Annotated in this window: 22 protein-coding genes and 1 pseudogene; 10 read left to right on the top strand and 13 right to left on the bottom strand. The window is 68.3% G+C overall.

Features of this window, described 5'->3' with window-relative positions:
• Window positions 1–1,461 (top strand): M14 family zinc carboxypeptidase (locus NBRGI_RS36645; RefSeq protein ID WP_235211221.1); only part of this gene is annotated, 1,461 nt, incomplete at its 5' end.
• Between the two features lie 328 nt (window positions 1,462–1,789).
• Window positions 1,790–2,203: a hypothetical protein gene (locus NBRGI_RS36640; RefSeq protein WP_029901792.1), complete on the top strand. Its 414-nt coding sequence runs from the start codon at window positions 1,790–1,792 to the stop codon at window positions 2,201–2,203.
• Window positions 2,204–2,299: 96 nt separating this feature from the next.
• Here the strand turns inward: NBRGI_RS36640 and msrB are convergent, their stop codons facing one another.
• The 4 genes from msrB to NBRGI_RS36620 all read right to left on the bottom strand — a co-directional run bounded on the left by msrB (window position 2,300) and on the right by NBRGI_RS36620 (window position 6,533).
• The gene (gene msrB / locus NBRGI_RS36635; RefSeq protein ID WP_029901790.1) at window positions 2,300–2,743 is read right to left on the bottom strand and encodes a peptide-methionine (R)-S-oxide reductase MsrB; all 444 of its coding nucleotides are present in this window, start codon (window positions 2,741–2,743) and stop codon (window positions 2,300–2,302) included.
• A complete protein-coding gene (locus NBRGI_RS36630) occupies window positions 2,743–4,059 on the bottom strand; it encodes a glycosyltransferase family 87 protein (RefSeq protein ID WP_051728303.1) in 1,317 nt (438 codons plus the stop codon). The genes msrB and NBRGI_RS36630 overlap by 1 nt, the downstream gene beginning before the upstream one ends.
• A gap of 84 nt (window positions 4,060–4,143) precedes the next feature.
• Entirely contained in the window at window positions 4,144–5,703 is a 1,560-nt protein-coding gene (locus tag NBRGI_RS36625; protein ID WP_029901786.1) for an alpha/beta hydrolase, read from the bottom strand.
• 68 nt (window positions 5,704–5,771) lie between these two features.
• Entirely contained in the window at window positions 5,772–6,533 is a 762-nt protein-coding gene (locus tag NBRGI_RS36620; RefSeq protein ID WP_029901784.1) for a pyrimidine reductase family protein, read from the bottom strand.
• A 35-nt stretch (window positions 6,534–6,568) separates the two neighbouring features.
• On the opposite strand from NBRGI_RS36620, the gene zapE reads away from it, so the two are divergent.
• Together zapE and NBRGI_RS36610 are read left to right on the top strand one after the other, a co-directional pair.
• Window positions 6,569–7,585, top strand: coding sequence for a cell division protein ZapE (gene zapE, locus NBRGI_RS36615; RefSeq protein WP_029901782.1), 1,017 nt, complete (start codon window positions 6,569–6,571; stop codon window positions 7,583–7,585).
• A gap of 52 nt (window positions 7,586–7,637) precedes the next feature.
• On the top strand, window positions 7,638–8,432 hold the full coding sequence (locus tag NBRGI_RS36610) for a tyrosine-protein phosphatase (protein ID WP_029901780.1): 795 nt from the start codon (window positions 7,638–7,640) through the stop codon (window positions 8,430–8,432).
• Between the two features lie 5 nt (window positions 8,433–8,437).
• Here the strand turns inward: NBRGI_RS36610 and NBRGI_RS36605 are convergent, their stop codons facing one another.
• From NBRGI_RS36605 to NBRGI_RS36595, 3 genes and pseudogenes are all read right to left on the bottom strand, one after another.
• Entirely contained in the window at window positions 8,438–8,917 is a 480-nt protein-coding gene (locus NBRGI_RS36605) for a GbsR/MarR family transcriptional regulator (protein ID WP_051728302.1), read from the bottom strand.
• Window positions 8,918–9,043: 126 nt separating this feature from the next.
• A pseudogene (locus NBRGI_RS36600) lies at window positions 9,044–9,514 on the bottom strand (ABC transporter permease subunit); the annotation flags it as partial.
• A 330-nt stretch (window positions 9,515–9,844) separates the two neighbouring features.
• Window positions 9,845–10,732 carry an ABC transporter ATP-binding protein gene (locus NBRGI_RS36595; protein ID WP_029901774.1) on the bottom strand — a complete coding sequence of 296 codons (888 nt, stop codon included), beginning with the start codon at window positions 10,730–10,732 and terminating at the stop codon, window positions 9,845–9,847.
• A 104-nt stretch (window positions 10,733–10,836) separates the two neighbouring features.
• Between NBRGI_RS36595 and NBRGI_RS36590 the strand changes: the two genes are divergently transcribed.
• Window positions 10,837–11,586: an alpha/beta fold hydrolase gene (locus NBRGI_RS36590; RefSeq protein WP_029901772.1), complete on the top strand. Its 750-nt coding sequence runs from the start codon at window positions 10,837–10,839 to the stop codon at window positions 11,584–11,586.
• A gap of 1 nt (window position 11,587) precedes the next feature.
• Here the strand turns inward: NBRGI_RS36590 and NBRGI_RS36585 are convergent, their stop codons facing one another.
• Together NBRGI_RS36585 and NBRGI_RS36580 are read right to left on the bottom strand one after the other, a co-directional pair.
• Window positions 11,588–12,127, bottom strand: coding sequence for a GNAT family N-acetyltransferase (locus NBRGI_RS36585; RefSeq protein WP_235211220.1), 540 nt, complete (start codon window positions 12,125–12,127; stop codon window positions 11,588–11,590).
• Window positions 12,127–13,344: an MFS transporter gene (locus NBRGI_RS36580; protein ID WP_029901768.1), complete on the bottom strand. Its 1,218-nt coding sequence runs from the start codon at window positions 13,342–13,344 to the stop codon at window positions 12,127–12,129. Before NBRGI_RS36580 ends, NBRGI_RS36585 begins: the two co-directional genes overlap by 1 nt.
• Between NBRGI_RS36580 and NBRGI_RS47815 the strand changes: the two genes are divergently transcribed.
• The 3 genes from NBRGI_RS47815 to NBRGI_RS36560 all read left to right on the top strand — a co-directional run bounded on the left by NBRGI_RS47815 (window position 13,279) and on the right by NBRGI_RS36560 (window position 16,574).
• Window positions 13,279–13,743: a cytochrome P450 gene (locus NBRGI_RS47815; RefSeq protein ID WP_148311099.1), complete on the top strand. Its 465-nt coding sequence runs from the start codon at window positions 13,279–13,281 to the stop codon at window positions 13,741–13,743. The two genes, NBRGI_RS36580 and NBRGI_RS47815, sit on opposite strands and share 66 nt — an antisense overlap.
• A gap of 58 nt (window positions 13,744–13,801) precedes the next feature.
• Window positions 13,802–15,508, top strand: coding sequence for a flavin-containing monooxygenase (locus tag NBRGI_RS36565; protein ID WP_029901764.1), 1,707 nt, complete (start codon window positions 13,802–13,804; stop codon window positions 15,506–15,508).
• Window positions 15,509–15,632: 124 nt separating this feature from the next.
• Window positions 15,633–16,574 (top strand): LysR family transcriptional regulator, encoded by a 942-nt coding sequence (locus NBRGI_RS36560; RefSeq protein ID WP_029901762.1) that lies wholly within the window; start codon window positions 15,633–15,635, stop codon window positions 16,572–16,574.
• On the opposite strand, the gene NBRGI_RS36555 is transcribed toward NBRGI_RS36560, so the two are convergent.
• Window positions 16,544–17,626 (bottom strand): hypothetical protein, encoded by a 1,083-nt coding sequence (locus NBRGI_RS36555; protein WP_029901760.1) that lies wholly within the window; start codon window positions 17,624–17,626, stop codon window positions 16,544–16,546. The genes NBRGI_RS36560 and NBRGI_RS36555 overlap by 31 nt on opposite strands.
• Before the next feature lie 603 nt (window positions 17,627–18,229).
• Between NBRGI_RS36555 and NBRGI_RS36545 the strand changes: the two genes are divergently transcribed.
• Window positions 18,230–19,177 (top strand): hypothetical protein, encoded by a 948-nt coding sequence (locus NBRGI_RS36545; protein ID WP_235211219.1) that lies wholly within the window; start codon window positions 18,230–18,232, stop codon window positions 19,175–19,177.
• On the opposite strand, the gene NBRGI_RS36540 is transcribed toward NBRGI_RS36545, so the two are convergent.
• Together NBRGI_RS36540 and NBRGI_RS36535 are read right to left on the bottom strand one after the other, a co-directional pair.
• The gene (locus tag NBRGI_RS36540; protein WP_029901753.1) at window positions 19,143–20,354 is read right to left on the bottom strand and encodes a sigma factor-like helix-turn-helix DNA-binding protein; all 1,212 of its coding nucleotides are present in this window, start codon (window positions 20,352–20,354) and stop codon (window positions 19,143–19,145) included. The genes NBRGI_RS36545 and NBRGI_RS36540 overlap by 35 nt on opposite strands.
• 95 nt (window positions 20,355–20,449) lie before the next feature.
• Window positions 20,450–21,514: a cobalamin-independent methionine synthase II family protein gene (locus NBRGI_RS36535; RefSeq protein ID WP_029901752.1), complete on the bottom strand. Its 1,065-nt coding sequence runs from the start codon at window positions 21,512–21,514 to the stop codon at window positions 20,450–20,452.
• Window positions 21,515–21,814: 300 nt separating this feature from the next.
• On the opposite strand from NBRGI_RS36535, the gene NBRGI_RS36530 reads away from it, so the two are divergent.
• Window positions 21,815–22,813 (top strand): NADPH:quinone oxidoreductase family protein, encoded by a 999-nt coding sequence (locus tag NBRGI_RS36530; protein WP_029901750.1) that lies wholly within the window; start codon window positions 21,815–21,817, stop codon window positions 22,811–22,813.
• Window positions 22,814–22,948: 135 nt separating this feature from the next.
• Here the strand turns inward: NBRGI_RS36530 and NBRGI_RS36525 are convergent, their stop codons facing one another.
• Window positions 22,949–23,569 (bottom strand): TetR/AcrR family transcriptional regulator, encoded by a 621-nt coding sequence (locus NBRGI_RS36525; RefSeq protein ID WP_029901748.1) that lies wholly within the window; start codon window positions 23,567–23,569, stop codon window positions 22,949–22,951.
• Window positions 23,570–23,680 lie beyond the last annotated feature (111 nt).

Here is a 23,680-nt window from a genome sequence, read left to right as displayed (position 1 = left end):
CGAAATGAGCCGTGCATGACCGAGCTGAATCGTCGAACTCTGCTGAGCCTGACCGCCCTGGCCTGCGCCACCCTCGCCGCCGGATGCGGTCGCGAAGACACACCTGACGCCACGGACGAGGTCGCCCGGATCGTCGGCCGGGTCGAGCCGTTGAACGCGTTCCCCACCGTGGACGAACTGAACAGCGAAATCGACCGGCTGGTGGCGGCCGCGCCGGATCGGTTGCGGATCACCGAGATCGGCCGCTCCCGCGCAGGCGATCCGATCCGTTCGGTACAGGTGGGTACCGGCGAGCGGAACATCCTGGTGTTCGGCAGCCCGCACGCCAACGAGCCCATCGGCATGGCCACCATCGCGCACCTGGTCAGCAGGCTCGCCGCCGACGAAACGCGCTCAGCCGGTGCCACTTGGCATTTCGTGCTGTGCATCGATCCCGACGGCACCCGGCTGAACGAGGGCTGGTTCGCCGGCCCGCGCACCCGCACCGACGTCGCGCGCCACTTCTATCGGCCCACGGTCACCGAGCAGCCCGAATGGGCGTTCCCGATCACCTGGCGCGGCACTGCGGTCGGCACACCGATGCCGGAGACCCGCGCCCTGATGACGCTGATCGACCGCACCCGTCCGGCCCTGATCGCCTCGCTGCACAACGCGGACTTCGGCGGTGGTTTCTTCTACACCTCCGGCGGCGACCAGTCCTACTGGTCGGCGCTCACCGATTCCCTTACCGCGGCCGACGTCCCGATCTACACCGGTGCACCGGACGCGCCCGGCGGACGAGCCTGGGCCCCAGGCGTTTTCGAGATTCCCCTCTTCGACCGGATGGCCTCCGTGCTGACCGAGGTGGGGGTGGATCCGGTGGCGGCGCTCGGCGGCGGTGGCTCGCGCGACTACGCCGCGCCGTACGGCACCGCCGTACTGGTGTCCGAGTTGCCGCTCTGGGTGGACCCGCGGATCGCCGACAAAGCTCCGAGTGACCGCTCCCGTGGTGACCTCTTCGCCGCCACCGCAACGGCTTACCGCGAACTCGCCGCCACCACCCGCGAATCGCTCGAGCGAGTAGCGGATCGACTGGACGGCAGTACCCCACTGGAGCGTTCGGTGCGTGCGACGCTGGCCGATCTGCCGAACATGGCGACGGAGAAGGAGAACTCGCCCGACCCCGACCGCCCGGCCACGCTCGGCGAGATCTTCGTCGAGAACTACGTCTGGCTCGGCATGTTCCGGCTCCGTGTCGGCGGCATGATGTGCCGCGTCCTCGACGACCTCGCCGCCCGACGCCCCGACGACGCCCAGGTGGCAGCCGAACGCGAGCGCTACGGCGCGATCTTCGACCAATGGAGCGCCGAGGTCGAGCGCCACGCCCCAGGCCGGCCGGTACCCCTCGAGCGGCTGGTCGAGATCCAGTCCCGCGCCATCGTCACCGCAGTACTGCGCGCGCAAGCAGGCCAGCCGATCTGAGGTCTCGGCATCGCCGCACACGTCAGCGGCAGGCGGCACAGACCACCAGTGACACGACTACAGGCAGTAGGAAGAGCAGATACAGTGAGCCCGTGAACTTTTCCTGCAGGAAGGGCGTCATTCGCCCATGCCGGTGACGCCCGGCACCGGGCCGGTTCCCGACAGCAGCGACCACCAGCCCGAGTTGGATCACCATCCCGTCTCCGACGCCGCGAGCACCGTACGTGTGTCGCTAGCCGACAGCGATTCCTCCTCTGGGCCCGTCCTTTGTCCATGGCCGAGCGGGGAGGTGGGGCCAGCGCCGGAGAATCCGATATTCGCTGACCTCATGTTCGAGCCGTTCCGCCGGTGGGCTATTGCTGTCGCCGAGAATTTCGTCTTCCTCGCGAAGCAGCCACATTCGCAAATAACCGTCGACGAATGCTGGATCGACACTGAATTGGCGCTGTGCGTGCGGTACAGCACTGCCAGGGGAAATTTCGGAGGGCGGTGGGCCGACCTCCACATCTCCCACATTTCCTGGCTGCCGCCCCTGAATCCGATCCCCACTGGCTCCGCGACCTCCGCTGCAGGGCAGGCGTCGAACTTCCTCGATATAGACCTCGCCGGTGGCGAGCCCGGAGGTTGCCGATGGACCGACGATGACGGTCGCAAATGGTGCGGGCCGCCACCGGCCGCAGGTTGGCTCAGTCTGGGCGATCTGGCCAGTCGTGTAGTCACGATCCGGCCGCCGGACGCGTGATCGGTCGACTACGGAACGGAGGAACGGCCACATCGGAGCCACTTCGGGCCTCGAGTTCGTTCACAGCGGGCTCTGGCGAGCTGCCCAGCCCGATGTTCAGCCGGCAGACCCCTCCGCGGGCACCAACCGCAGCGAGATGGAATTGATGCAGTAGCGCTTGTCTGTGGGGGTGTTGTAGCCCTCGCCCTCGAAGACGTGGCCGAGGTGGCTGTGGCAGTTCGCGCAGAGTACTTCGACGCGGTGCATGCCGAGGGTGTCGTCGGCTTTCAGGATCACCGCGTCGGATTTCGCCGGGTCGAAGAACGACGGCCAGCCGCAGTGCGAGTCGAATTTCTCGGTGCTGCGGAACAATTCGGCTCCGCAGGCCCGGCACTCGTATACGCCGTCGGTTTTGGTGTCGGTGTATTCACCGACGAAGGGGCGTTCGGTCGCGGCCTCGCGCAGCACCGCGTACTCCTCCGGGTTCAGCTTCAGTCGCCACTGCTGAGGCGTGAGCTGGATCCGCGGCGCGGGCAGGGAGGTGTCGGCTTCGGAACTCATCACTCCACGCTAATAGGTTTGGCGACAACTGTCGCCGAACCGTTGACCGACCTGGGCTTCTCGGTCGTCGTGGCGGCGGGGGCCGTGGCGGGCACCGGCTTGATCCAGGTGGGGTCGATGCCGAACTGCAACCGGCCTTCGCGGCGCGCGGACAGGTACCGCTCACCCAGCACGCAGAACACGACCACCAGCAGCAGTCCCCAGCCGAAGGTGATGCGCAGGTATTCGACGTCGCGACCCCAGTGCTGCCAGCCCGGACGATCCGAAAGCCACTTGTCGTAGCTCATGAACCCGAACACCGCGAGCCAGGCGGGCCAGTTGCGCAGCACCGAATTGCGCAGCACCACGGTCATCAGGAACGGGAACAGCATCATCGAGTAGTACATCTGGCCCAGCGAGGGCAGCAGGAACGACGCGGTGAGCAGCACTCCGGACGACGTGCACACGAAGAACAGTTCGTCTTCGCGGTAATACCGGTACAGCAGCCACAGCGAAATGGCCACGAGCACACCCATGCCCAGGCGCATGCCCCAGATCAGCCACGGCGGCAGACCGTAGTACTCGCCGTTGCCCGCGATCGCGCTGTTGAAGTAATCGCGCGTCTCGAACAGATAGGGCGCGGTGTGACTGAAGAACTTTTCCGGGTCCTTCGACAGCGGCCAGGCGATCGCCATCAGGGCGAGGGGCACACCGAGGGCGGTGAGGAACACCTTCCACTGGCCGCGAACCAGCGCGACGAGCAACAGCGGTGCCAGAGTGGGTTTCACCGCGAGACTCAACCCGAGCGCCGCACCGGCCCACAGATCGCGACGTTTGAGCAACAGGTGCAAGAAGATCAGCTCGGCGGCGAGGATGCAGCCGTTGACGTTGGTGAAGACCAGTGTGTTCGTGACGGTCTCGGACAGGAACATCGCGAACAGCAGCACCGGCGCGACCACCGAACTCACCGTGAACCGGAACAACCGGAGCAGCAGATACCAGGCGAGGATGATCGCGATGACGTTCACCAGGATGAACAGCCAGCGCGCCTTCTCGTAGTCGTGCACCCAGGCCACGGGCGCGATCAGCAGCGTGCCGCTCGGGTAGTACAGGTAGTGCGGATCGACCGAGTCGAAGTTCGCCCAGTACACCGGCCGCCCGTTCAGGAAGTCCAGTGATGCCTGGTAGACCGGTCGGAAGTCGTCGGTGATGTACCCGTTGACAGCCTTGATGAAAACCCGGTTCAGCACGGTCATGACCGCGATGGGCCAGAGTGCGAACTTGATCACCTCGGCGGTGGTGCGAGCGGTGCGGGGCTCGAGCTGTCGAAGGAACACTGGGGCACGGTACACCGAATCCCGTTGATCCGGTTGCCCGGACCTCTTCGACGCGCCGCTAGAAGCGCTGTTCGTGGTGTCGGATCAGGCCGGGCAGGCGGTGCCGTCGGCGGGCAGCTTCGCCTCTTTCAGATAGTCGACCAAGAGGCGTTGGGCACAGGTCGAATGATTGGTCACCGGATGGCCCCAGCCCTGCCAGGTGACACCCGCCTGCCTGGCGCCCGCTTTGCCGAGCGCACCGGCCACCGAGGCCTGGCCCGCGTTGCCGACCACCGGGTCGGCGATGCTGCCGAGAACGAGCACCGGGAGGTCGAGTTTCTCGGGCAGTTGCGGTGCGGTGGACACCGGCCAGGCCGAGCAGTCCATCAGCGAGATCGCCATGGCGCGGCCGAACACCGGGTATTTGCTGCCCCAGGTGTTCATCAGCTCCTTGGCCCTGGTCGGGGTCGGCGGTTGCTGAATATCGGTGCAGCGGTTCACGAATTGGCCGTCGCCGCTGATCGCCGCGGATTCGCGTTCGATCATGGCGGCGAGCGCGCCGCGATCACCACGTCCGGCGGCCGACAGCGCGTCGGCGAGTTCGCGCACCCGGTCGGCCTGGTCCGCGCGCGGGCCGCCGAGGAAGCCGGACACCGCGGTGAGCAGCGCGTTGGCCGAGATATCGCCGAGCTGGCCGGAACCGGCACGATTCACCAGATCGGTGACCGCGGCCCGCGGGTCGGGCCCGAGCGAACAGCCGAGCCCGGTGCAGCGCTGCGCGAACGCGGTCAACGCCGCCTCCGCGCCTTCCAACTGCTGTTCGGCGCGGGTGGTGGCGTCGACGGCGACGGCCTCGGGGGAGTCGAGGACGAGCCGGGCCAGGTGATCGCCGTACTTGCGGGCGTAACTCAGTGCGACCTTCGCGCCGTTGCCGGTGCCGAGCAGCGCGATGTGCTCGACCTGCCACTGCTTGCGCAGCTGTTCGATGTCGTCCGCGGCGTGCGGCGCGTCGAAGGTGCCCTCGTACGGTTGCAGGAAGTCGCGGCAGGCGATGGTGCCGTCCTGGCTGAACCCCGTCACCGCCTCGACCGGATCGGCTGCGCCGGGCCCGAATTGGGCGTTGTCGGCCATGCCCTTGCGGATCTCGGGCGGCAGGCAGTCGATCGGCTGCGAGCTGCCGATGCCGCGGCGGTCCACCGCGACGACCGGCCGGGCGGCCAGCAGCGCGCTCGCCGGTCCGGTGGCCAGCCCGGCGAGAGTGGCCGTGGACGAACGATCCGAGCCGGAGGTGAGCACCAGCGGCGCCGCGTCCGCGGGGGTCTGCGGCAGCTTGGCCCGGATGGCGGCGGCCCGGAAATTGCCGAGCACCGAGCCGGCCGCGTCGATCGGGGTGGAGTATTCGGCGCAGTCGAGCACCAGGCCCGCCGGGGCCGGTCCGAATCCGAGCAGGTCCAGGGTCGGCTTGGTGCATTCGCGCCACGCCAGATCGGTTTTCGGCAGCTCGGCGCTGGGCGGCGGGGGCGGGGCGGGCGAGGTGGTGGCGGCGTCGCCGCCGACCCGCTGGCGCTCGACGGCCACACCGGGACGGTCGGAGGGCCCGGCCCCGCATCCGGTGATAACGATCGAGAGTGTCGCGGCCAGCACGACGGCCCGAGTCCAGCGCATGCGCTACAGCCTGCCAGGTTCGGCCCGGTCTTTCACACAGCAGGGGTCGACGAGCCGCGACGGCGTGGCTATCGGCGAACCCAGCGGGTCAGCATGGTGCCGTCGTCGTCGAGCAGCAACTGCGCGCGGCGCATGCGGAGCCCGAACTCGTGCGCGGACAACGAGATCCGCCGGGCGGTGCCGCCGATCAGGATCGGCGCGATGGTCAGGCACAGCTCGTCGACCACGTCGGCGGCCAGCAGTTCGCCGAACAGATGCGGTCCGCCTTCGCAGAGCACGCGGTAGAGGCCGCGCTCGGCCAGCACGCGCAGCAGCCCCTTGGGGGTGACGGCGAGATCGCCCGCCTCGATCACCTGCGCGCCCGCGTCGGCGAGTTGCTGTTTGCGGTCGGCGGGCGCGCTGGCCGTGGTGATGATCAACGGCGGAACCGTCGTGTCGGTGAGCAAACGGGCGCCGAGGTCGATCGCCGCGCTCGCGGTGACCACCGCGATCGGCGGCGGGGCGCCGTCCGGATGACCGCCCGCGCCGCGCTGATGCAGTGCGCGCCGCAGCTGTGCGTCGGTGCGCACGCCGCCGTAATTCTCCGAACGGACCGTGCCCGCGCCGACCAGCACCACATCGGCCAGGTCGCGCAGCATCAGGAACACGGCCTTGTCCGCGGGCGTGCCGAGACCCTCCGATTGCCCGTCGCTGGTGGCGGCGCCGTCGATGCTCGACACGAAGTTGGCGCGCACCCATGGTGCGGACGGATTTTCGGGGTAGGCGTACACCTGCGCGAGATCGCCCGGAGTGAGGTCTGTGAGCTGGATCGCATTGTGGATACGCTGCATGAAGGTAGATCACACCACGTCACTAGGCTCCGCATATGCAAGAACGCCTCGTCGACCGCCACCCGGAGGTTCCGGCCGACCAGCTCGTCGCCCAGATGGTGCCGCCGCCCATGTTCGATGAGGTCAGTTTCGCCTCCTACATTCCCGACCCCAAGGAGCCGAGCCAGGCGGCCGCGGTGCGCAAGGCCGAGGAGTTCGCGGGGGAGGTGGCCAAGATCCACAAGGCCACGAACAAGAAGAGCTTGTTCGGCAAGAAGAAGCCGGTCTCGGGTGCGGGCCTGTATCTCGACGGCGGGTTCGGCGTCGGCAAGACCCACCTGCTCGCCTCCATCTTCCACAGCGCGCCCGCGCCGAAGTCGTTCGGCACCTTCGGCGAGCTCACCAATCTGGTCGGCGCCCTCGGCTTCACCAACGCGGTGCAGCGACTGTCGGCCAACAGCGTGCTGTGCATCGACGAGTTCGAACTCGACGACCCCGGCGACACCATGCTGGTCTCGCGCCTGCTGACCGAGCTGTCCGCGACGGGCGTCTCGATCGCCGCGACCTCCAATACGCTGCCGGGTCAGCTGGGCGAAGGACGTTTCGCCGCACAGGATTTCCTGCGCGAGATCAAGAAGCTCGGCTCGATCTTCGAGCCGGTGCGGGTCGACGGCCCGGACTACCGTCATCGCGATCTGCCGCCCGCGCCCGACCCGACCTCGCCCGAGGCGCTCACCGAACGGGCCGCCGCGACGAAGCACGCCACCCTCGACGAATTCGACGCGCTGCTGAAGCACCTGAGCACGCTGCATCCGTCGAAGTACGGCGCGTTGATCTCCGGGGTCTCCGCGGTGTTCATCTCGAACGTGCACCCCGTGACCGATCAGGCCGTCGCGCTGCGCATCGTGGTACTGGCCGACCGGTTGTACGACGCGAGCGTGCCGGTCACGGTGTCGGGGGCCAAGCTCGACGAGATCTTCTCTCAGGAGATGCTCGACGGCGGTTACCGCAAGAAGTACCTGCGCGCCATTTCCCGGCTGCTGGCACTGTCGCGGTTCGAGGTCCCCGCGTGAACAGACCCCCTCTCGGGCAGGGGAATTCGAACCACTGAATGGGAGCCAGCACATGACCCAGCGCTCGATGCGCGCCCCGATCGCCCTCGTCGCCGGACTGGCCGTCGCCTTCGGCCCGGTGGCCGGGGTCGCGCTCGCCGACCCGCCCGCCGCCGCGGCGGTCGCGTTCGACCGGTCGCTGCACCTGCAGGGCGTACAGAATGCCCGCGACCTCGGCGGTTACCGCACGGTCGACGGCAAGACGGTCCGCACCGGGCTGGTCTATCGCACCGGCCAGCTCAACAACGCCACACCGGACGATCTCGCCGCGCTGGCCGACCGCAAGGTCCGCTTCGTGGACGACCTGCGCACCGTCTACGAGCGCGCGGTCGGACCGGACAAGGTGCCCGCGGGCGCGGTCGCGCACTGGGACGACGTCATCGGCCAGGCGCCGCCGGAGGTGCTGGCGAGCACGCTCACCGGCGGCGACAGCCTCTACCGCGCCTTCATCACCGCGCCCGGTGCGAACGCGGCGTTCGCCGCGGTGCTGCGCGACATCCTCGGCGCCGAGGACGGCGCGGTGCTGTTCCACTGCACCGCGGGCAAGGACCGCACCGGCTGGACCGCCGCCGTGCTGCTCACCCTGCTCGGTGTCGACCGCGCCACGGTGAACCAGGATTACCTGCTGTCCAACGAGTACCGCAACGCGCGACCCGACGATGCGCTCAACGGCGTCCAACAGCCTTGGCTCGACGCGGCTTTCGACCAGGCGAATCAGACCTACGGCAGCTTCGACAACTACGTGCGCGACGGGCTGGGCCTGTCCGCCGCCGACATCGCCGCGCTGCGGGCCGAGCTGCTCGCCTGAGCCGGTCAGGACCGGTGCTCGGCGTACCAGCGGTCGATCAGGGCGGGAATCTCCTTGCCCATCCAGACGAAGAACTCGTGCATGTCGCGCACCCGGGCGGCCTGCTCGCCGTTGGGATCGTCGAACAGTGCCAGGCCCCGTGAGGTCATCACGGTGAGGTCGTCGTACATACCGCTCTGCCGGCGAGTGAGCTCGGGCAGGATGCCGGGGCGGATCGCGTAGTAGTCCTTGCGATCGCCCGGCTTGGAGATCTTGTCCACCCAGCGCATGGTGACCAGGATCTTCAACGCGCCCGAGATCGAACCTTTGGACGCTTGCAGTGCGTCGGCGATCTGGCCGAAGGTCTGCTCCGGCGGATTCGAGACGAGCAGCCACCCCGCGGCGCGTCCGGTCATCCGGACCAGGCCCATGCGTTCGAGTACCAGCGCGAAATCTTCGACGAAGGCCAATTGTTCCGGGGTCGGGGCGGTTTCGGCACTGCTCACAGCCGCGCCTCACGCGCGCTCGGCTCCGCTGTGTGCATGGATCGCTGGTACATGATTCGAGTATCCCTTCGGTTGGCGCGGACAGGTGCACGGGGCGGCGGTTGCCCGCCGCCCCGGGTCGCGAGGTCAGACCGCGAGGTCGCGCCGGTCGAACGCGGCCAGCGCGAGGACCATGGCGAGTGCCGCCACCGCGATCAGGACGATCAGGTGCAGCGCGTTCCAGCCGTTGACCACCGGCTTGTCGCCCACCGCGTAGTAGAACGGCGATATCCGCCGCAGCCAGTCGGCGCCGAGGGTATTGGCGAAGTAGCCGCCGAGCGCGAGTACCGACGCCGAACCCAGTGCCAGCGAACGCTTTCCGGTGATCGCACCGGCCAGCAGCGCGATCGCGCCGACGGCCAGCGCGAGCAGCCCGAGTGCCACGCTGGCCGCGATGATCTGCCCGGTGGGCACCACCATCTTTCCGGCCCGCGCACCCGAGATCACGCTCAGCGCAAGCACGGTGGTGACCACCGCGATCTGCGTCGCGAGCGCGCCGAAGCGCTGAGTCAGCAGCGCGATCCGGCTGACCGGCTGGGCGAGCAGCAGATCCAGCGTGCCGTTCTCCTCCTGGGGTGACCGAGCGCGCGGCGAAGGTCACCGCGAAGATCAGCATGAGCAGCAGGCCGATCATCGAATAGATCATCGAGTGCAGAAAGCCGGTGGCGCTGGCGAAATCGCCCGCGCCGAGCGCGTCGTAGACGCGGTTCTGCTTGATGTTGTTCAGCGAGCCTTGCTCTTTCAGCGAGTTGAACGAGGGCAGATACAGCAGCGGCACCAGCGCGATACCGATCGACCAGCCGATGAGGCCGCGGCGCTGTTCCTTCAACGTCTGCGTGAAGACCGAGCGAGTCATGACGAATTCTCCTGTGCGATAAGTGGTTCGAGTCAGCGGCCGTAGAGGCTGAAGAAGATCTGCTCCAGGTCCGGCTCGGTCGAGAGCACGCTCACCAGCGGGTATTTGGCCGCCATCTTGAACAGTCCGTCCACCTCGCCCTCGGTGGTGCAGTGCAGCGTCCGTCCGTCGACGGTCAGGTCTCGCACGCCGGGCAGCCGCGCGAAATCGTCGGCGAAGACGTCGGCGCCGAACACCAGCTCGACCGAACGCGGTGAGCGCCGCCGCAATTCGTCCACGTTCTCGGTGCCGAGCAACGTGCCCGCGCGCATGATCACGGCGTGGTCGGCGGTCTGCTGCACCTCGCTGAGCACGTGTGAGGACATGAACACGGTTTGCCCGTCCGCCTTCGCCGCGGTGACCAGGTCGAGAAACCGCTGCTGCAACAGCGGATCCAGGCCGGAGGTCGGTTCGTCGAGGATCAGCAGGTCGGGCCGATGCATGAAGGCGGCGACGATGCCGACCTTCTGCTTGTTGCCCTTGGACATGGCGCCGACCTTCTTGGACAGGTCGAGGTCGAGGAGTTCGGCGAGTTCGGTGATCCGGCGGGCGGGTACCGCGCCGTCGCGTTGGTCGGCCAGGAAGCCGAGCAGATCGCGGGCGGTGTTGCGCCCCTCGAGGGCCAGCTCGCCCGGCAGATAGCCGATTCGCTTGCGCAATTCCGCGCCGCCCTTGCGGGGATCGACGCCGAACACTTCGACGCGTCCCGAGGTCGGCCGGATCAGGTCGAGCAGGATGCGGATGGTGGTGGATTTGCCCGCGCCGTTGGGTCCGAGGAAGCCGAACACCTCGCCTGCCCGCACGTCCAGGTCCAAGCCGGTGAGGGCGACGTGCTTGCCGTAGTGCTTGGTCAGGCCCTCGGTGCGAATCGCGGCTGTCATGGAGTACTCCTGAGTACTGGATGTTCTGTAATGAACGATGTGTTCAGTAAATACTGAACATGCAAAACTTGTCAACCCGGTACCGCCGGTTACGATCCGGAGTCATGACGAAGTTCGAGACGTGGGACGGCCTGGAACTCAACTATCGGGTCTGGGAGGGCGAGGGTGTTCCCGTCGTGTTGCAGCACGGGGTGGTCGCGGATACCAACGCGAACTGGATGAGCACCGGTGTCGTGCGCGCGCTGCAGGCCGCCGGACGCACCGTGGTGTCGCTGGACGCGCGCGGGCACGGCCGCTCCGCGAAGCCGCATGACTCGGCGCAGTACACCTGGGAGTTCATGGCCAAGGACCTCAGCGCGCTGTACGACGAACTGGGCTTCGATCGGGTTGTGCAGGTGGGCTATTCGATGGGCGCGATCATCTCGCTGCTCGCCGCCGCCGCCGACGAGCGGGTCGAGCGCCTCGCTATCGGTGGCGTCGGGTCGGGCGTGCTCGATTGCGGCGGCGTCGACCGCCGGGTCGTCGAGCTGCCCGCTCTGCAAGCCGCGATGGGCGCGGACACGGCCGGCGTGCCGCAGCCGGCGATGATGTTCCGCATTCTCGCCGACGCGGTGCAGGCCGATCGGGCGGCGATCACAGCGCTCGCGACCGGACTGGATTCCCGGCCGATCGAAGGGCTGTCCGGCATCACGGTGCCGACGCTGGTGCTGGCCGGGGACAACGACCCGTTCGCCGCCGAGCCCGAACGTCTCGCCGCGGCGCTACCCGACGGCAAGCTCGCCCTGGTGCCGGGCGATCACCTGATGGCCGTGGTCGCGCCGGATTTCCATGCCGCGCTGACCGAATTCGTGTGAGCTAGAAGGTCAGCCGCAGCACGTAATCGTGGTGCGTCTGGTTGCCGACGGTGAAGGACTTGGTGCCGATCTGGACGAACCCGTGTTTGGCGTAGAACCGCTGCGCACGCTGGTTCGCCTGGTTGACACCGAGCCACACCGCGGCGAAACCGCCTTCGCGCGCCCGTTCCAGCGCCGCGTGCATCAGTGCCGTCGACACGCCGGTGCCATGATGGCCCGGTAGCACGTACATCTTGCTGATCTCCACCATCGGGCGCACGTCCAGCACCCGCGCGACCTCGGGATCGGCCGGCTCGCCCGCGATGAGCATCGCGTAGCCGACGATGTCCTCGCCCGCCACCGCCTTGAGCACGGTCCGGGCCGGATCGCTCAGGTACTCACCGAAGCGGTCGCCGGAGAGCGCCTCGGTGACGAAGAGGTCGATGTCGTCGGGCGTGGCATCCGGCGGGCAGGCCAACGGAAAGGTCGCCGCGGCAACGTCACTGAGTTCCTCGGCGTCCCACAGACCGGCCCGGTCGACGATGACTGGGATGTTGCTCATCAATCAAGTAGAGCACGGTCGTCCGCAGAGGTGGGATGTTTACCGGCTTCCGGCCGGGCATGGAACACCCGCGCGAGCCCGACCAGCAGCACCGCGAACAGCAACGGGATCACGAAGCCGACGCGGTGCCCGAAACCCGCCGCGACCGCGCCGACCACGCCGCCGCCGATCAATGTGCCCGCGTAATTGAACAGATTCAGCCGGGCGATGAGCGCGTCCAGGCCGCGCCCACTGGTCAATTGCCCAGCCTCGCTGAAGCACAGCGGTGCGATCACCGGCATGCCCGCACCCGCGATCGAGAATCCGATGATCGCGACGAGCGGGCCCGGCGCGACGATCACGATCAGCAGCCCGCTCGCCCCGATCAACGCCGCGGTCCGCACCACGCGTCGCGGGCCGAAGCGCCGGACCAGCAGATCGCCCGTGAGCCGAGCCACCAGCGAGGTGCCCTGATACGCGGCCAGCGCGAGCGCCGCGGTCGCCGAGCCGGCCAGCAGATCATCGGTCAGATACAGCGCCGACCAGTTGCCGACGGCCAGGTCGATCGCGAACACCAGCGCTATCGCGATGCCGAACACGAGATAGGCCCGCAATGCGACCTTTTCGGCGTGCGGTACCTCCGGCTGTTCGGCCGGACCCGCCTCGGCCTGCCGCGGCCCGAGCAGTCGTGGCCCGAGCATCAGGCCCGCGACGAGCACGATCCCCGCCGCGCCGAGCAGCGTCTCCCGCAGTGTCACCGCCAGCGCCTCGCACCCCGCGACGAACAGTGCGCCCCCGATCGACCCCGCGCTCCACGCGGCATAGAACGAGGACAGAATGAACGTCCCGTACCCGTGCTGAAGGAAGACCGCCTGCATGTTCGCGCTCGCGTCCACGATGCCGACCGCGATTCCGTAGCAGCCGAGCCCGAGCAGCAGGATCGCCGTGTTCGGCGCGAACGCCACCGTGGTGCCGGTGATCGAGATCAGCAGCAGGCCGGTGCGCACCGCGACCCGGCTCGACCAGCGCAGTGCCAGCCTTTCGGCGGCCATGCTGCCAATGCCCGCCAGCAGCGAGACCAGCACCACCGATCCGACGATCAACCCGTCGGACAGGCCGAACCTGTCCTTCTGCTGCGGTAGTTCGGTCAGCACCACGGCGAAGAAGAAACCCTGCAACCCGAATGCGACCGAGTTCGCGATCCGGGCACCCCGCAGGACGGGCGCGATCGAACTCATCTGCGCAGGGTATCGGGGTGCCGGGGACCACGCGGGTCGAATCGAGTTGATCTCGATGGCCTTGCTGATCCTGGACGATCCGGCGCGCTATCGCGCGCTGCGCCGCGACCCCGCCGGTGTCGCGGCGCCCACCGTGACGAACGTCATTTCCCGAATCCCGCCGCGTTCGAACCCGGCCGCCCGAGCGGCCATCTCGCGTTCGGGCACGGCATCCACTACTGCCTCGGCGCGGGTCTGGCCCGGTTGGCGGCGCGGATCGCGCTCACCCACCTGGCGCGGCGGTTTCCTGAGTTGCGCCTAGCGGTGGCACCGGATGAACTGCGCTGGCGGGAGAGGATTCTGATCCGCGGACTGATCGATCTGCCGGTCGATCCCGCGCCCATGCGGGTTGTGCATTGACACATCGTTTCGGGCAACCGACTTTGCTGTGCGCCGTGAGCGACGTAATCTCTCGCCCATGACGAGCGGAAACCGCATCGCGATCGTCGGCGCGGGTATCGCAGGTCTTGCCTGCGCGAAAGTGCTGATCCAGAAGGGTTTTCCGGTCGAGATATTCGACCGTGCACCCGATGTCGGTGGCGTGTGGAGTGCGACCCGCAGGTACCCCGGGCTGCGAACGCAGAATTCCAAGAACACCTATCACTTCTCGGATTTCCCGATGCCCGCGGATTATCCGAAGATCCTCGACGGTCAGCAGATGCAGGCCTATCTCGACGCCTACGCCGACCACTTCGGCCTGCGGGCGCACCTGCGCCTCGGCACCGAGGTGGTCGCGGCCGATCCGGTGGACAGCGGCTGGCTGTTGGAGATCCGCGACGGGAGCGGCATACATCGGAGCTCCTGCGATCACCTCATCATCGCCAACGGTGTGTTCAGCGAGCCCGCCGTCCCGGATTACCGTGGCGCCGACCTGTTCCGGGCGGCCGGCGGCCAGCTGGGTCACTCGACCGAGCTCGGTGATGTCGAGGCGGTGCGCGGCAAGTCGGTCGTCGTGGTCGGCTACGGCACGTCGGCCTGCGATATCGCGACGGCGGTGAGCGAGGTCGCCGCCTCGACCACCGTGGTGGCGCGGCGGCTGCTGTGGAAGCTGCCGCGCAAGCTGGGCCGGGCCTTCGACTACGAGCGGATGCTGCTGACCCGTTTCGGCCAGGCGCATTTCCACCACCGCGAACCGGGCCGGATGGACCGCTTCCTGACCGGATCGGGAAATTCGTTCCGGGTCAGCAATTTCGACCTCATGCAGGAACTCGCGACCAAGCGCCTGCGGTTGCGTGAACTCGGCCTGCTGCCCGAGGGCCGCTTCGAGCAGATCGCCGAGAGCACCCTCGGCATCGCCGTCGAAGACTTCTACGAGCAGGTCGGCAACGGCCGTATCGTGGTGCACCGCGACACCACCATCACCGAGATGCGCGGTGGCCGTGAGGCTCCCGCCGTCCAGCTGTCCAATGGCGCGATCGTGCCCGCCGATATCGTGGTCAGCGCCACCGGCTTCCAGCAGCGAGTGCCGTTCCTGACCCCGTACGTGCAGCGCAGGCTCACCGACGAGCACGGCAACTTCCGGCTGCACCGGCAGATCCTGCCGTTGGACGTGCCGAATCTCAGCTTCGCGGGCTACAACTCGTCGTCCATCAGCACGGTCAGCGCGGAGGCCACCGCGCACTGGACCGCCGCGTTGCTCGCGGGTGAACTGCACCTGCCCGACCGTGACGTGTTGAGCGAACAGATCGACGCGCGTCTGAACTGGCTGGCCGAGCGGACCAACGGCCACCACGCGCACGGCACCTTGGTCGCGCCCTTCTCCATCCGCGACATCGACGAGTTGCTGCGCGATCTGAAGTTCAAACTGCCGCTCGGCACCCGTGCGATGCAGTGGTTGCGGCCGGTGCGGCCGGAGTCCTACCGCGGACTGACCGCCAAGCAGCACACCGAGCCCGAACCGGCCCCGCCCGCCGCGGTGGTCGAGCAGACCACCGGACATCCCGAATTCGGGCCGACCTCGGGTCATCCCGAATTCGGACCCCAGGGACCGCCGCAGGCCCCGCGCCCCGAGTTCGGGCCGCAGTCGACCGAGCTCAGGACCCCGGATCCGCTCGCCGACGCGCCCACCGAATTCCTGCCCGTCCAGGCCCACGGGCCCGCGGATCAGCGTGCGGGTGGACGTTAGTGCCGCGTCCAGGCACTAGCGCTCCCGTCGGCTGACGAATCTTCTTCGGCGCGGCCGGGACTCGCCGGGGGAGCTCGGCGCCGCAATGTTGGGTGCGGACCATTCCACTGGTGATAATCCAGGAATGGAGGCGCTGGACATGAATCTGCTCGTGGCCCTCGACGCGCTACTGGAGACGAACAGCGTCACGCGGGCCGCCGAGCGGCTGCACACCTCCCCGCCCGCGATGAGCCGGACATTGGCTCGACTACGCCGGGTCCTCGGCGACCCGCTGCTGGTCCGGGCGGGTCGCACGCTGGTGCCGACACCGCGCGCACTCGAATTGCGGTACGAGGTGGCCACAGTGGTGGCTCAGGGCCGGGCGTTGCTCACGACGCAGGCCGCCATCGATCCGAGCGGGTTGAAGCGCAGCTTCGCGATCCAGGCCGAGGACGCCGTGCTCGCCGACTTGACCGCCCCGCTCCTGACCGCCGTGCGCGCGCAGGCGCCGGGCGTGACATTGCGCTTCCTGCCCGAGACCCGAGAGGGCACCGCGGCGCTGCGCGACGGACGGGTGGACATCGAGGTCGGCGTCATCGAGCACGCCGACCCGGCGACGACGGTGCGCCGAGTTCTCGGGGACCGGATGATCGGCATCGCCGCCGCCGATCATCCGTTGGTCACCGGCAGGGTCACCGTCGCCAGGTTCGCGACGGCCGCGCATCTGAGCATCTCGCGTATCGGGCAGGCCCGCGGCCCGATCGATGACCGCCTGGCCCTGCACGGGCGCACCCGGCGTGTGGTGGCCACCGTGCCGAATCTGACCGCCGCGCTGTTCGCGGTGCAGGCCAGCGATCTGGTCTGTCCCGCGCCCGCGCTGCTCAGCAGGTCGGCGCTGCCCGCTTTGGGGTTGTGCGCGTTCGAGATTCCGTTGCCGCTGCCCGAGGTGCCGATCGGCATGGCCTGGCATCCACGCAATACCGCCGACGCCGGGCACCGCTGGTTGCGCGAACTGATCGCCGCCGTCCTGGCGCGCACGGCCGGCGACGTGGCAGCTCAGGACGAGGGCGGGCTGGACAAGCGGTAGTCGCGCGGCGTGTCCGTGCTGCGCTCGGGCTGATAGCCGGTCGAACTCGGGTCGGTCGCGGGCGGGCCGAAGATGTCGTTGCGCCCGAGCGGGGCCGCCGCGGTCTTCTTCAGCTCGTCGAGCATCGCCTGCAGCTTGTCCACGTGCGTGTTGTCCACGGGGATCAGGCTTTCGTCGGAGGCGCGGTGCGCGCCGGTGAGCGCGACGCCGTTCTCCTCGGCCGCGGCGCCGTTCGTGCGGCCCGCGCCGTAGCCACCGCTGTCGTGCGCCGGGGGAACCATGCTCTCGTACGGCTTTTCCTGCGGACTGGTGAAGTTCTGATAGGGCGATCCGATCGATTCGCGCGGGGCGGTGAAGCTCGACTGCCGCGACGGCAGGGGCTCGCGCGGTGTCGGCGCCGTGAATTCCTGCGCGGCGGGCGTCGGTTCGCGCGGCACGGCGACCGGTTCGCGCGGCGTGGTGATCTGCTCTCGTGCCGCCTGGATCGGCTCGCGCGACGCCGTGACCGGTTCGCGGGGCGTGGGCGCGGTGAAGCCGGAGGGCGAGCTCTGTTCGTGGGGCACGGGTTCGCGAGGGGCGCTGAAACTGCGCTGCGGCACCGCGTTCACCTCGTGCACGGCGGAATCGCGGGCCGTGCCGTTCTCGCTGCCCGCGCCTCCCTCGTAGCGTCGGGACCCGCCCTCGCGCGCTGCCGGAGCTTGCGCCGCGGGATCGGGCTCGTGGCTGGGCGGCTCGCTCGCCGCGGTGTTGCGGCGGGTCGCGCGGGGTAGCGGCGGGCGGGCGGCCGCCGGCGCGGCGGGCTCCGCGCCCGTACCGGCCTCGACCTTCTCCAACCGGCCGTCGATGCCTGAAATGTCCTGTCCGGCACGGAAAGCCCAGGCTTCCAGCTTGGCGAGCCTGGCCTCGATGCCGTGCTCGGCCGGTGGGATCGGGACCGCACCGTCCACCCGGGCCGCCACGGCGTCCAGTTTGTCGCTGACCTCGCGCAGGACCGCCGCGATGCTCGACAACATCGCGCCGATCGACTCGTCGGCCTGCTGACCGTGCTCCATCCAGTACCCACTTCCCCGTATCGGCTCAGCTCACGCTGGGCCGGACGATTCTATCCGCCCACTTGGAAATACGCGGTTGCTGCTGTGCCTCGCTCGAGCTCACGAACACCGGCTCGGTACCGGCTTCTCGGGATCTGATCGAAGCAGCGTAGGCGGACCGTCCCGCGCCATTGCAGGCGGTGGTCGGCGTGATCCGGTTTGTCCGGAACAGATCTGCTCGGCGATCGGTGCCGCCGAGGCGAATCAGCGACCAGCCGAGGCGCACCCCGGGCGTAGCCTATGCGGTTTCCCGCTCGGATGGCAGACCGAAGCCGTCGGATGGCAGTCGCGACCGCCGCGCCCGGCCCCCACTCGGCGCGCGGCGCGGTGTCATCGCAGGATGGCGGCTACTGTCAATCCACCGGTATAAGCAAGGTGTTCCGGCCCGCCCGGTACCCGAAATTCCTTGTGCCGCAGCCTACACCAGGCGCTGGACCGGAAATCTGCCATCGTGGCGCACCCGGGCGCGGGGTAAAGGGGACTGGCGAGGTTTGCGCGAGTGGCGCACTCTTGATCTATGGCGTAGGTCGCCAGGCCTGCGGAGGTGTGCAGGGGAGTGGTCGCGTGAGAACGAAGCAGCGGGCGGAGATCGCCTGCGGTCGCCGGGCGATGCTCGCCGAGTTGGGTATCGCGGACGGTCCGGGCAAAGCCCGCCGACAGTCCGCCGGATACGGCTGTAAATGCCCGGAATGTGACGCCGCGCAATGGGATATGCGGCGATTGAAGTATTGGCTGTGCGGCCGGTTGCTCGCGTTCGGCGCCGACGTGGCCGAGGTGGACCGGCGGGTGGACGGCGTGCCCGTGGACATCTACTGGCGCAAGGGCGAGCGGGAGTTCGTCATCGAGGTGCGCAGCGGTTCACTGGAACGGACTCTGGCACAGGAACATACGCAACGGATGCGTGCGGCCGGCATCACCGACGTGCTGTGGCTGTGCCCGCCCGGGTACTGGGTCGACCACCTGCACGCCCTCGGCATCGCCGACTTCGCGCCGCCCGCATGCGATTACCTGACGGTGCGCGGCATGCTCGACACCGCGCACAGCGCGGTCGCCGCGCCCCGCCGCGATCCGTTCGAACTGCGCGACTTCATCCACGGCTGGGTCACCGGCGACATCGTGTGGGGCTATCGTGACGTGACGACAGGAGGGTGGGCGACCGTGGCCGACTGGGAGCATCACACCAGGACTCAGGCGACCATCATCGCCCGGCAGCGTCAGGAGCTGGTCAATCAGCGCACCGCCCTGGCCCTGTCCCGGAAAACCGTGCGCGACAAGCAGAAGAACGTCATGAAGCTGACCACCCGGCTGGAACGGGCGGAGCTGGAAGCGCAGGAGCGGGCCGATGCGCTGGCGCAGGCGCGGCGCAAACTCGACGACCACCACCGGGTGGACACGACGCTGCGCAACACGATCAAGAGCCTGCAGCAGACCATCAATCACTGGCAGCTGGTGACCTGCTGCGCGATGATGCTGATCGTCACGTTCGTGGCGGGTGCGCTGGTGGTGCGCTGAGCCGGAACGGCGCACGGTCCCAGCGCCATTCGTGTCGCAACACCAGCGCGATGAAGTCGAGCAGTGCCAGACCGGTCTCGTGGTGCAGTTGCCGGATCGTCGGCCACGGCACCGGGCCCTGCTCGACCAGTTCGCGCAGCGCGCCCGCGTCGACCTCCCTGGCCAGCAGGTCGGGGACGCCGAGCAGGCTGCCGGTCCAGATCAGCCACCCCCAGCCCTTCTGGTGCGCACAGGCGCGCGCCGCGGCCGACTTCGCTCGATTCACGTGGAAGGCAACGTGTCCGAGCGGTTGCACGTCGATCAGCACCACGCGCCCGTCGGTGAGCCGCGCCGCGATGCTCGGGTAGCCGAGCCGTTCGACGCCGTCGATGGTGTAAGCGACCGCCACGGGTTGTTCCTGGAACGAGTCGACCAGATCGCTCGCGTTGAGAATCCAGAGCAGCCGCGCCGCCAACCCCGAATCGAACGGCACGTCGCGGCCCACCTTGTCCAGGTAGAACCGCCCACGGCCGTCGTCGTCGCTGTCGACGGTGCGCGCCGAGGACAGCGGCAAGGCGTCGGGGGTCGCCGTGCCCGGCCAATCCACCTGACCCAGCCATGGATTCAGCTGACTCGTCGCGCGCGGTTCGGCGTCGCGCAGCTTGGCCAGCCGCCGGTTCGTCTTCTTCTGCCAGGCCGCGATGCGCTGGGACACGAATCCGGAGACCCGTTTCGCGTCCTCTGCCGCGTGCCCGGCCAGCCGCAGCTTCAGATACGACAGCTCGTGCGCCGCGATATCGGTGTCGGTGGCATAGGTCTCCACCAGCAAAGCCCGGACCAGTTGCTGGTCGCGGGTGCCGACGGGATAGCGCTGGGCGAAGACGCCCAGCGCGCGGTGCCCGCTCAGCTGGGCGTCGCGGATCAGCTGGCCTACCGCTTTGGTGTGCAACTGGCGGATCCGGTCCCGCGAAAGGTCGTAGCGCGCCCCGATTTTGGCCAGGGTCTCCGGCTGCTCGCCGCCGACGCCCAGCCGGGCGGACAGGATCTCGCCCGTCTTGGCCTTGCGGTCGGCCTGCAGCGCGATCAGTTCGGCCAGCAGCTCGTTGATCTCCTCGAGCTCGAACGAGATGTCGTCCTGCAGATCGAGTAGCTCGGGGTCGGTGCCGTCCGACGCCTCGAGCTCCCGGCTTGCCGTCACGCTGCGACCCCCTCGGCTCGGTTGCACTGTCGGCTCAGCCTAATGCCGGGTACCGACATTTCGGCCGCACCGAGGGGGTCGCAGCGATCGGTAGCTCAGACCCCCAACTGTTCGGCCGCCAGCGCGGTGCCGTCGATCCGCGCCTTGATCTTGGCGAACGCGGTATCCCGGGAGGTGGAGGTGTCGTCGGCGAAGGGGGAGAACCCACAGTCGTCACAGGTGCCGAGCCGGTCCACCGGGATGTGGCGGGCCGCGGCCAGCACTCGATCGCGGACTTCCTCCGCGGTCTCCACGCGCGGATCGATCGGATCTGTGACGCCGACGAAGATCCGGGCGTCCGCGGGCAGGTGCTCGGCGATCACCGCGAGCACCTTCTCCGGATCCGGCTCGCTGGCCAACTGGATATAGAAGTTGCCCGCCTCGAGCTGCAACAGTTTCGGCAGCAGTTGGATGTAGTCGACGTCGAGGCTGTGCGTGGAATCCTGGTCGCCGCCGGGGCAGGTGTGCACCCCGATCCGCGCCCGCTCCTCGGCCGAGAAGCGTTCCAGCACAAGATTGTTCAGCTCGATGAACTGATCTAGCACGCCGCCGCTCGGGTCGAGCTTGAGCGAGAGTCGTCCCTCCGTGAAATCGAGCTGCACCGCCGCCGCGCCCGCGTCCAGGCACCCGCGAATGTCGGCTTCGGCCTCGGCGATCAGGTCCGCCAGGAAGGCCTCGCGGGGATAGTCGGCGATCCCGTCCGCCGGATACAGCAGGCTCAACGCCGACGGCGCGATGACGGCCTGCTTCACCGGCAGGCTCGTCGCCGCCTGTGCCGCACGCAGATAGTCCGCCGCGTGCGCCTGGTAGCGGAACGGTCCACCGGTCAGCACCGGCAGTTGCCGCTGGTGCCCGTCGGCGAAGGGAATCACCGCGCCCTCCGCGGCGAGGGTGGTCAGACCGGCGATGGGATAGGTGACAAAACTGGGTTTCGACTGTTCGCCGTCAGTGACGATCGGGGAACCTGCCTGTGCCATGCGTTCGAGGGTGTCACCGACAGCCCGCTGCTGGATCTCAGCGAGCGCAGCGTCATCTATTTCGCCTGCACCATGGGCCGCCATGGCGGCCTGCAATTCGCTGGGACGGGGAATGCTTCCGATTGGCTCCGTGGGGATGCTCACATTGTGCAGTTTAGGTGAATAACTCTTTCCATGATCGTCAAATGGCCTGTGCCTGTTCGAGACTCGTGCGGACAGGGCAGCGCTTAGTCGGCAGATCTGACAAAATATGTGCCGGGGTCCGGCGGGGACACATGCGGTTGCCGCATGAATGGGCGAAGAAAACTGGACGGCACTATTCGACCTTCGTCGCTGTCGGTCTCGGGAACACTTCGGGGCTGCGCGGGCTTACAGCTGTCGTAGCGATGAGGTCGGCCGGTGGCGCTGTGCCGAGTCGGTCCCGAAGAACGGAGTTCGAACACCATGACCCGCACCATTCCCGGCACCATGCGCGCGTTGCGGCAGCCGTCCCTGACCGGTCCGCAGGACATGCGGTTGATCGCCGATGCGCCGGTGCCGACGCCCGGGCCGGGGGAGGTCCTGCTCCGGGTCACCGCAGCCGGGGTGAACTTCGCCGACGTCATGCAAACTCACGGCACCTACAACGGCGGCCCGCAGGCGCCCTATCTCGCCGGTTTCGAGGCCGCGGGCGAGGTCGTCGCCCTCGGCCCCGGCGTCACCGAGCCCGCGCTCGGCGCACACGTGATCGGCACCGGTTACGGCGCTTTCGCCGAATACATGGTGCAGGACGCCGCCGCGGTCGCGCCGATCCCGTCCGGTTGGTCCGACGAACAAGCACTCGGCCTGATCCTCAACTGGGCCACCGCCCTGGCCGCGCTGAAACCCTTGGGCCGCATCACCACCGGCGAAACCGTCCTCATCCATGCCGCGGCCGGCGCGGTCGGTCAAGCCGCCGTCCGCCTGGCACAGCATTACGGCGCCACCGTCATCGCCACCGCGTCACCCGACAAGCACGACACCGTGCGTGCAGCGGGCGCCGACCACGTGATCGACTACCGTACGGCCGACGTCGCCGCCGAAGTCCTGCGCCTGACCGACGGCCTCGGCGCCGATATCGTTCTGGAATCCGTCGGCGGCGAGAACTTCCGCGCCAGCCTGGCCGCTGCCAAGCGGGTGACCGGCCGCGTGATCGTCTACGGTGTCGCCGCCGGCGAATCCGCTGTCACCAACTGGGAGTTGAACTTCCAGCACCCCGTCCACGTCATCGGCCTACACCTGGGCATCCTCATCCAATCCGCCCCTGCCCTCTTCACTGACCTGATGACCGAACTGGCCACCCTCATCGAATCCGGCGTCTACTCACCCGGCGCCCCCACCGTCTACGACCTCGCCGATGGACCCAAAGCCCTGGTGGCCCTCGAATCCCGCGCCACCACAGGGAAACTCGCGATACGTCCGTGAACCGCTGCGCTGCTACGTCACGACTGGCCGGCGAGCCGGGTCGGCGGCGCGTTCGTCAGTAAGGACGGAGGCGTCCGGAAAGTTCATCGGCCCGCTGTGGCGACCCCAGGTCTCGGTGGGCGAGTGGTGACCGAATCACGTCGACAGTTGGAGCGCGTCGGGAATGGCGTCGAAGGCCGCGTGGAGGCGGTCGAGGAGGGCGGCTCGGCCACCCCTGCCGTTGGCGGCGACCCAGCCGCGGCCTGCGTGGCTCCAAGCGGTGGTGGCCAGTTCGGCGAGGATGCGGGGCCGCAGATCGTCCTCCGGGAGGTCGAGTTCGGTGGTCAGCTGCGCGACGACGCGGTTCTCCACGCCGGAGCGGGTGTAGTCGATATGGCCGAGCACGCTGGGTGCGGTGAGGGCCAGTCGACGGGTAGCGATGTAGCGCTCGTCCCAGTCCTCCGGGAGCGCGGTGACGGCGTCGACGAGGACGGCGCGTAGTGCGGTGAGGACCGGCCCGGTGAGTTCGCGTTCGGTCAGGGCGTCGAGATAGCCCGCCCAGAGCTCGGTTTCGGCCTCGATGGCGACGGCCTCTTTGGTCGGGAAGGCGCGAAAGAAGGTGCTGCGCGAGACCTCTGCCGCGTCGACCAGTTCCTCGATGGTGGCGGCGGCGAAGCCTTTCTCCGTGAACAACCGCAGGGCGGTGTCGGCGAGAGCCCGGCGGGTGCGGAGCCGCTTGCGTTCACGCAGCGGCAGAGCGCGGTCGTCGATCGGCATATCGGCATCCTAGCCGGATGAAGAACCTCCGACCCGAAAGATACTGAGTACTTATTGGGACTTGTGCACTTATGGAACTTAGTGTCAGAATTGTCGGCATCACCACCCGCG

This window comes from Nocardia brasiliensis IFM 10847 (assembly GCF_000710915.1).
GTDB classification, from domain to species: Bacteria; Actinomycetota; Actinomycetes; order Mycobacteriales; family Mycobacteriaceae; genus Nocardia; species Nocardia brasiliensis_A.
Note: the sequence above shows the minus strand (reverse complement) of the source record. Positions and strands in the feature narration are given on the sequence as shown.

What these genes read in the sequence shown, in the direction of transcription:
- NBRGI_RS36555 (WP_029901760.1), bottom strand. Translation starts at nt 17,626, where the DNA reads ATGGAGCACGGTCAGCAGGCCGACGAGTCGATCGGCGCGATGTTGTCG.
- NBRGI_RS36610 (WP_029901780.1), top strand. Translation starts at nt 7,638, where the DNA reads ATGACCCAGCGCTCGATGCGCGCCCCGATCGCCCTCGTCGCCGGACTG.
- NBRGI_RS36620 (WP_029901784.1), bottom strand. Translation starts at nt 6,533, where the DNA reads ATGCAGCGTATCCACAATGCGATCCAGCTCACAGACCTCACTCCGGGC.
- NBRGI_RS36590 (WP_029901772.1), top strand. Translation starts at nt 10,837, where the DNA reads ATGACGAAGTTCGAGACGTGGGACGGCCTGGAACTCAACTATCGGGTC.
- NBRGI_RS36585 (WP_235211220.1), bottom strand. Translation starts at nt 12,127, where the DNA reads ATGAGCAACATCCCAGTCATCGTCGACCGGGCCGGTCTGTGGGACGCC.
- NBRGI_RS36560 (WP_029901762.1), top strand. Translation starts at nt 15,633, where the DNA reads ATGGAGGCGCTGGACATGAATCTGCTCGTGGCCCTCGACGCGCTACTG.
- NBRGI_RS36525 (WP_029901748.1), bottom strand. Translation starts at nt 23,569, where the DNA reads ATGCCGATCGACGACCGCGCTCTGCCGCTGCGTGAACGCAAGCGGCTC.
- NBRGI_RS36640 (WP_029901792.1), top strand. Translation starts at nt 1,790, where the DNA reads ATGTTCGAGCCGTTCCGCCGGTGGGCTATTGCTGTCGCCGAGAATTTC.
- NBRGI_RS36530 (WP_029901750.1), top strand. Translation starts at nt 21,815, where the DNA reads ATGACCCGCACCATTCCCGGCACCATGCGCGCGTTGCGGCAGCCGTCC.
- msrB (WP_029901790.1), bottom strand. Translation starts at nt 2,743, where the DNA reads ATGAGTTCCGAAGCCGACACCTCCCTGCCCGCGCCGCGGATCCAGCTC.
- NBRGI_RS36625 (WP_029901786.1), bottom strand. Translation starts at nt 5,703, where the DNA reads ATGCGCTGGACTCGGGCCGTCGTGCTGGCCGCGACACTCTCGATCGTT.
- zapE (WP_029901782.1), top strand. Translation starts at nt 6,569, where the DNA reads ATGCAAGAACGCCTCGTCGACCGCCACCCGGAGGTTCCGGCCGACCAG.
- NBRGI_RS36580 (WP_029901768.1), bottom strand. Translation starts at nt 13,344, where the DNA reads ATGAGTTCGATCGCGCCCGTCCTGCGGGGTGCCCGGATCGCGAACTCG.
- NBRGI_RS36595 (WP_029901774.1), bottom strand. Translation starts at nt 10,732, where the DNA reads ATGACAGCCGCGATTCGCACCGAGGGCCTGACCAAGCACTACGGCAAG.
- NBRGI_RS36565 (WP_029901764.1), top strand. Translation starts at nt 13,802, where the DNA reads ATGACGAGCGGAAACCGCATCGCGATCGTCGGCGCGGGTATCGCAGGT.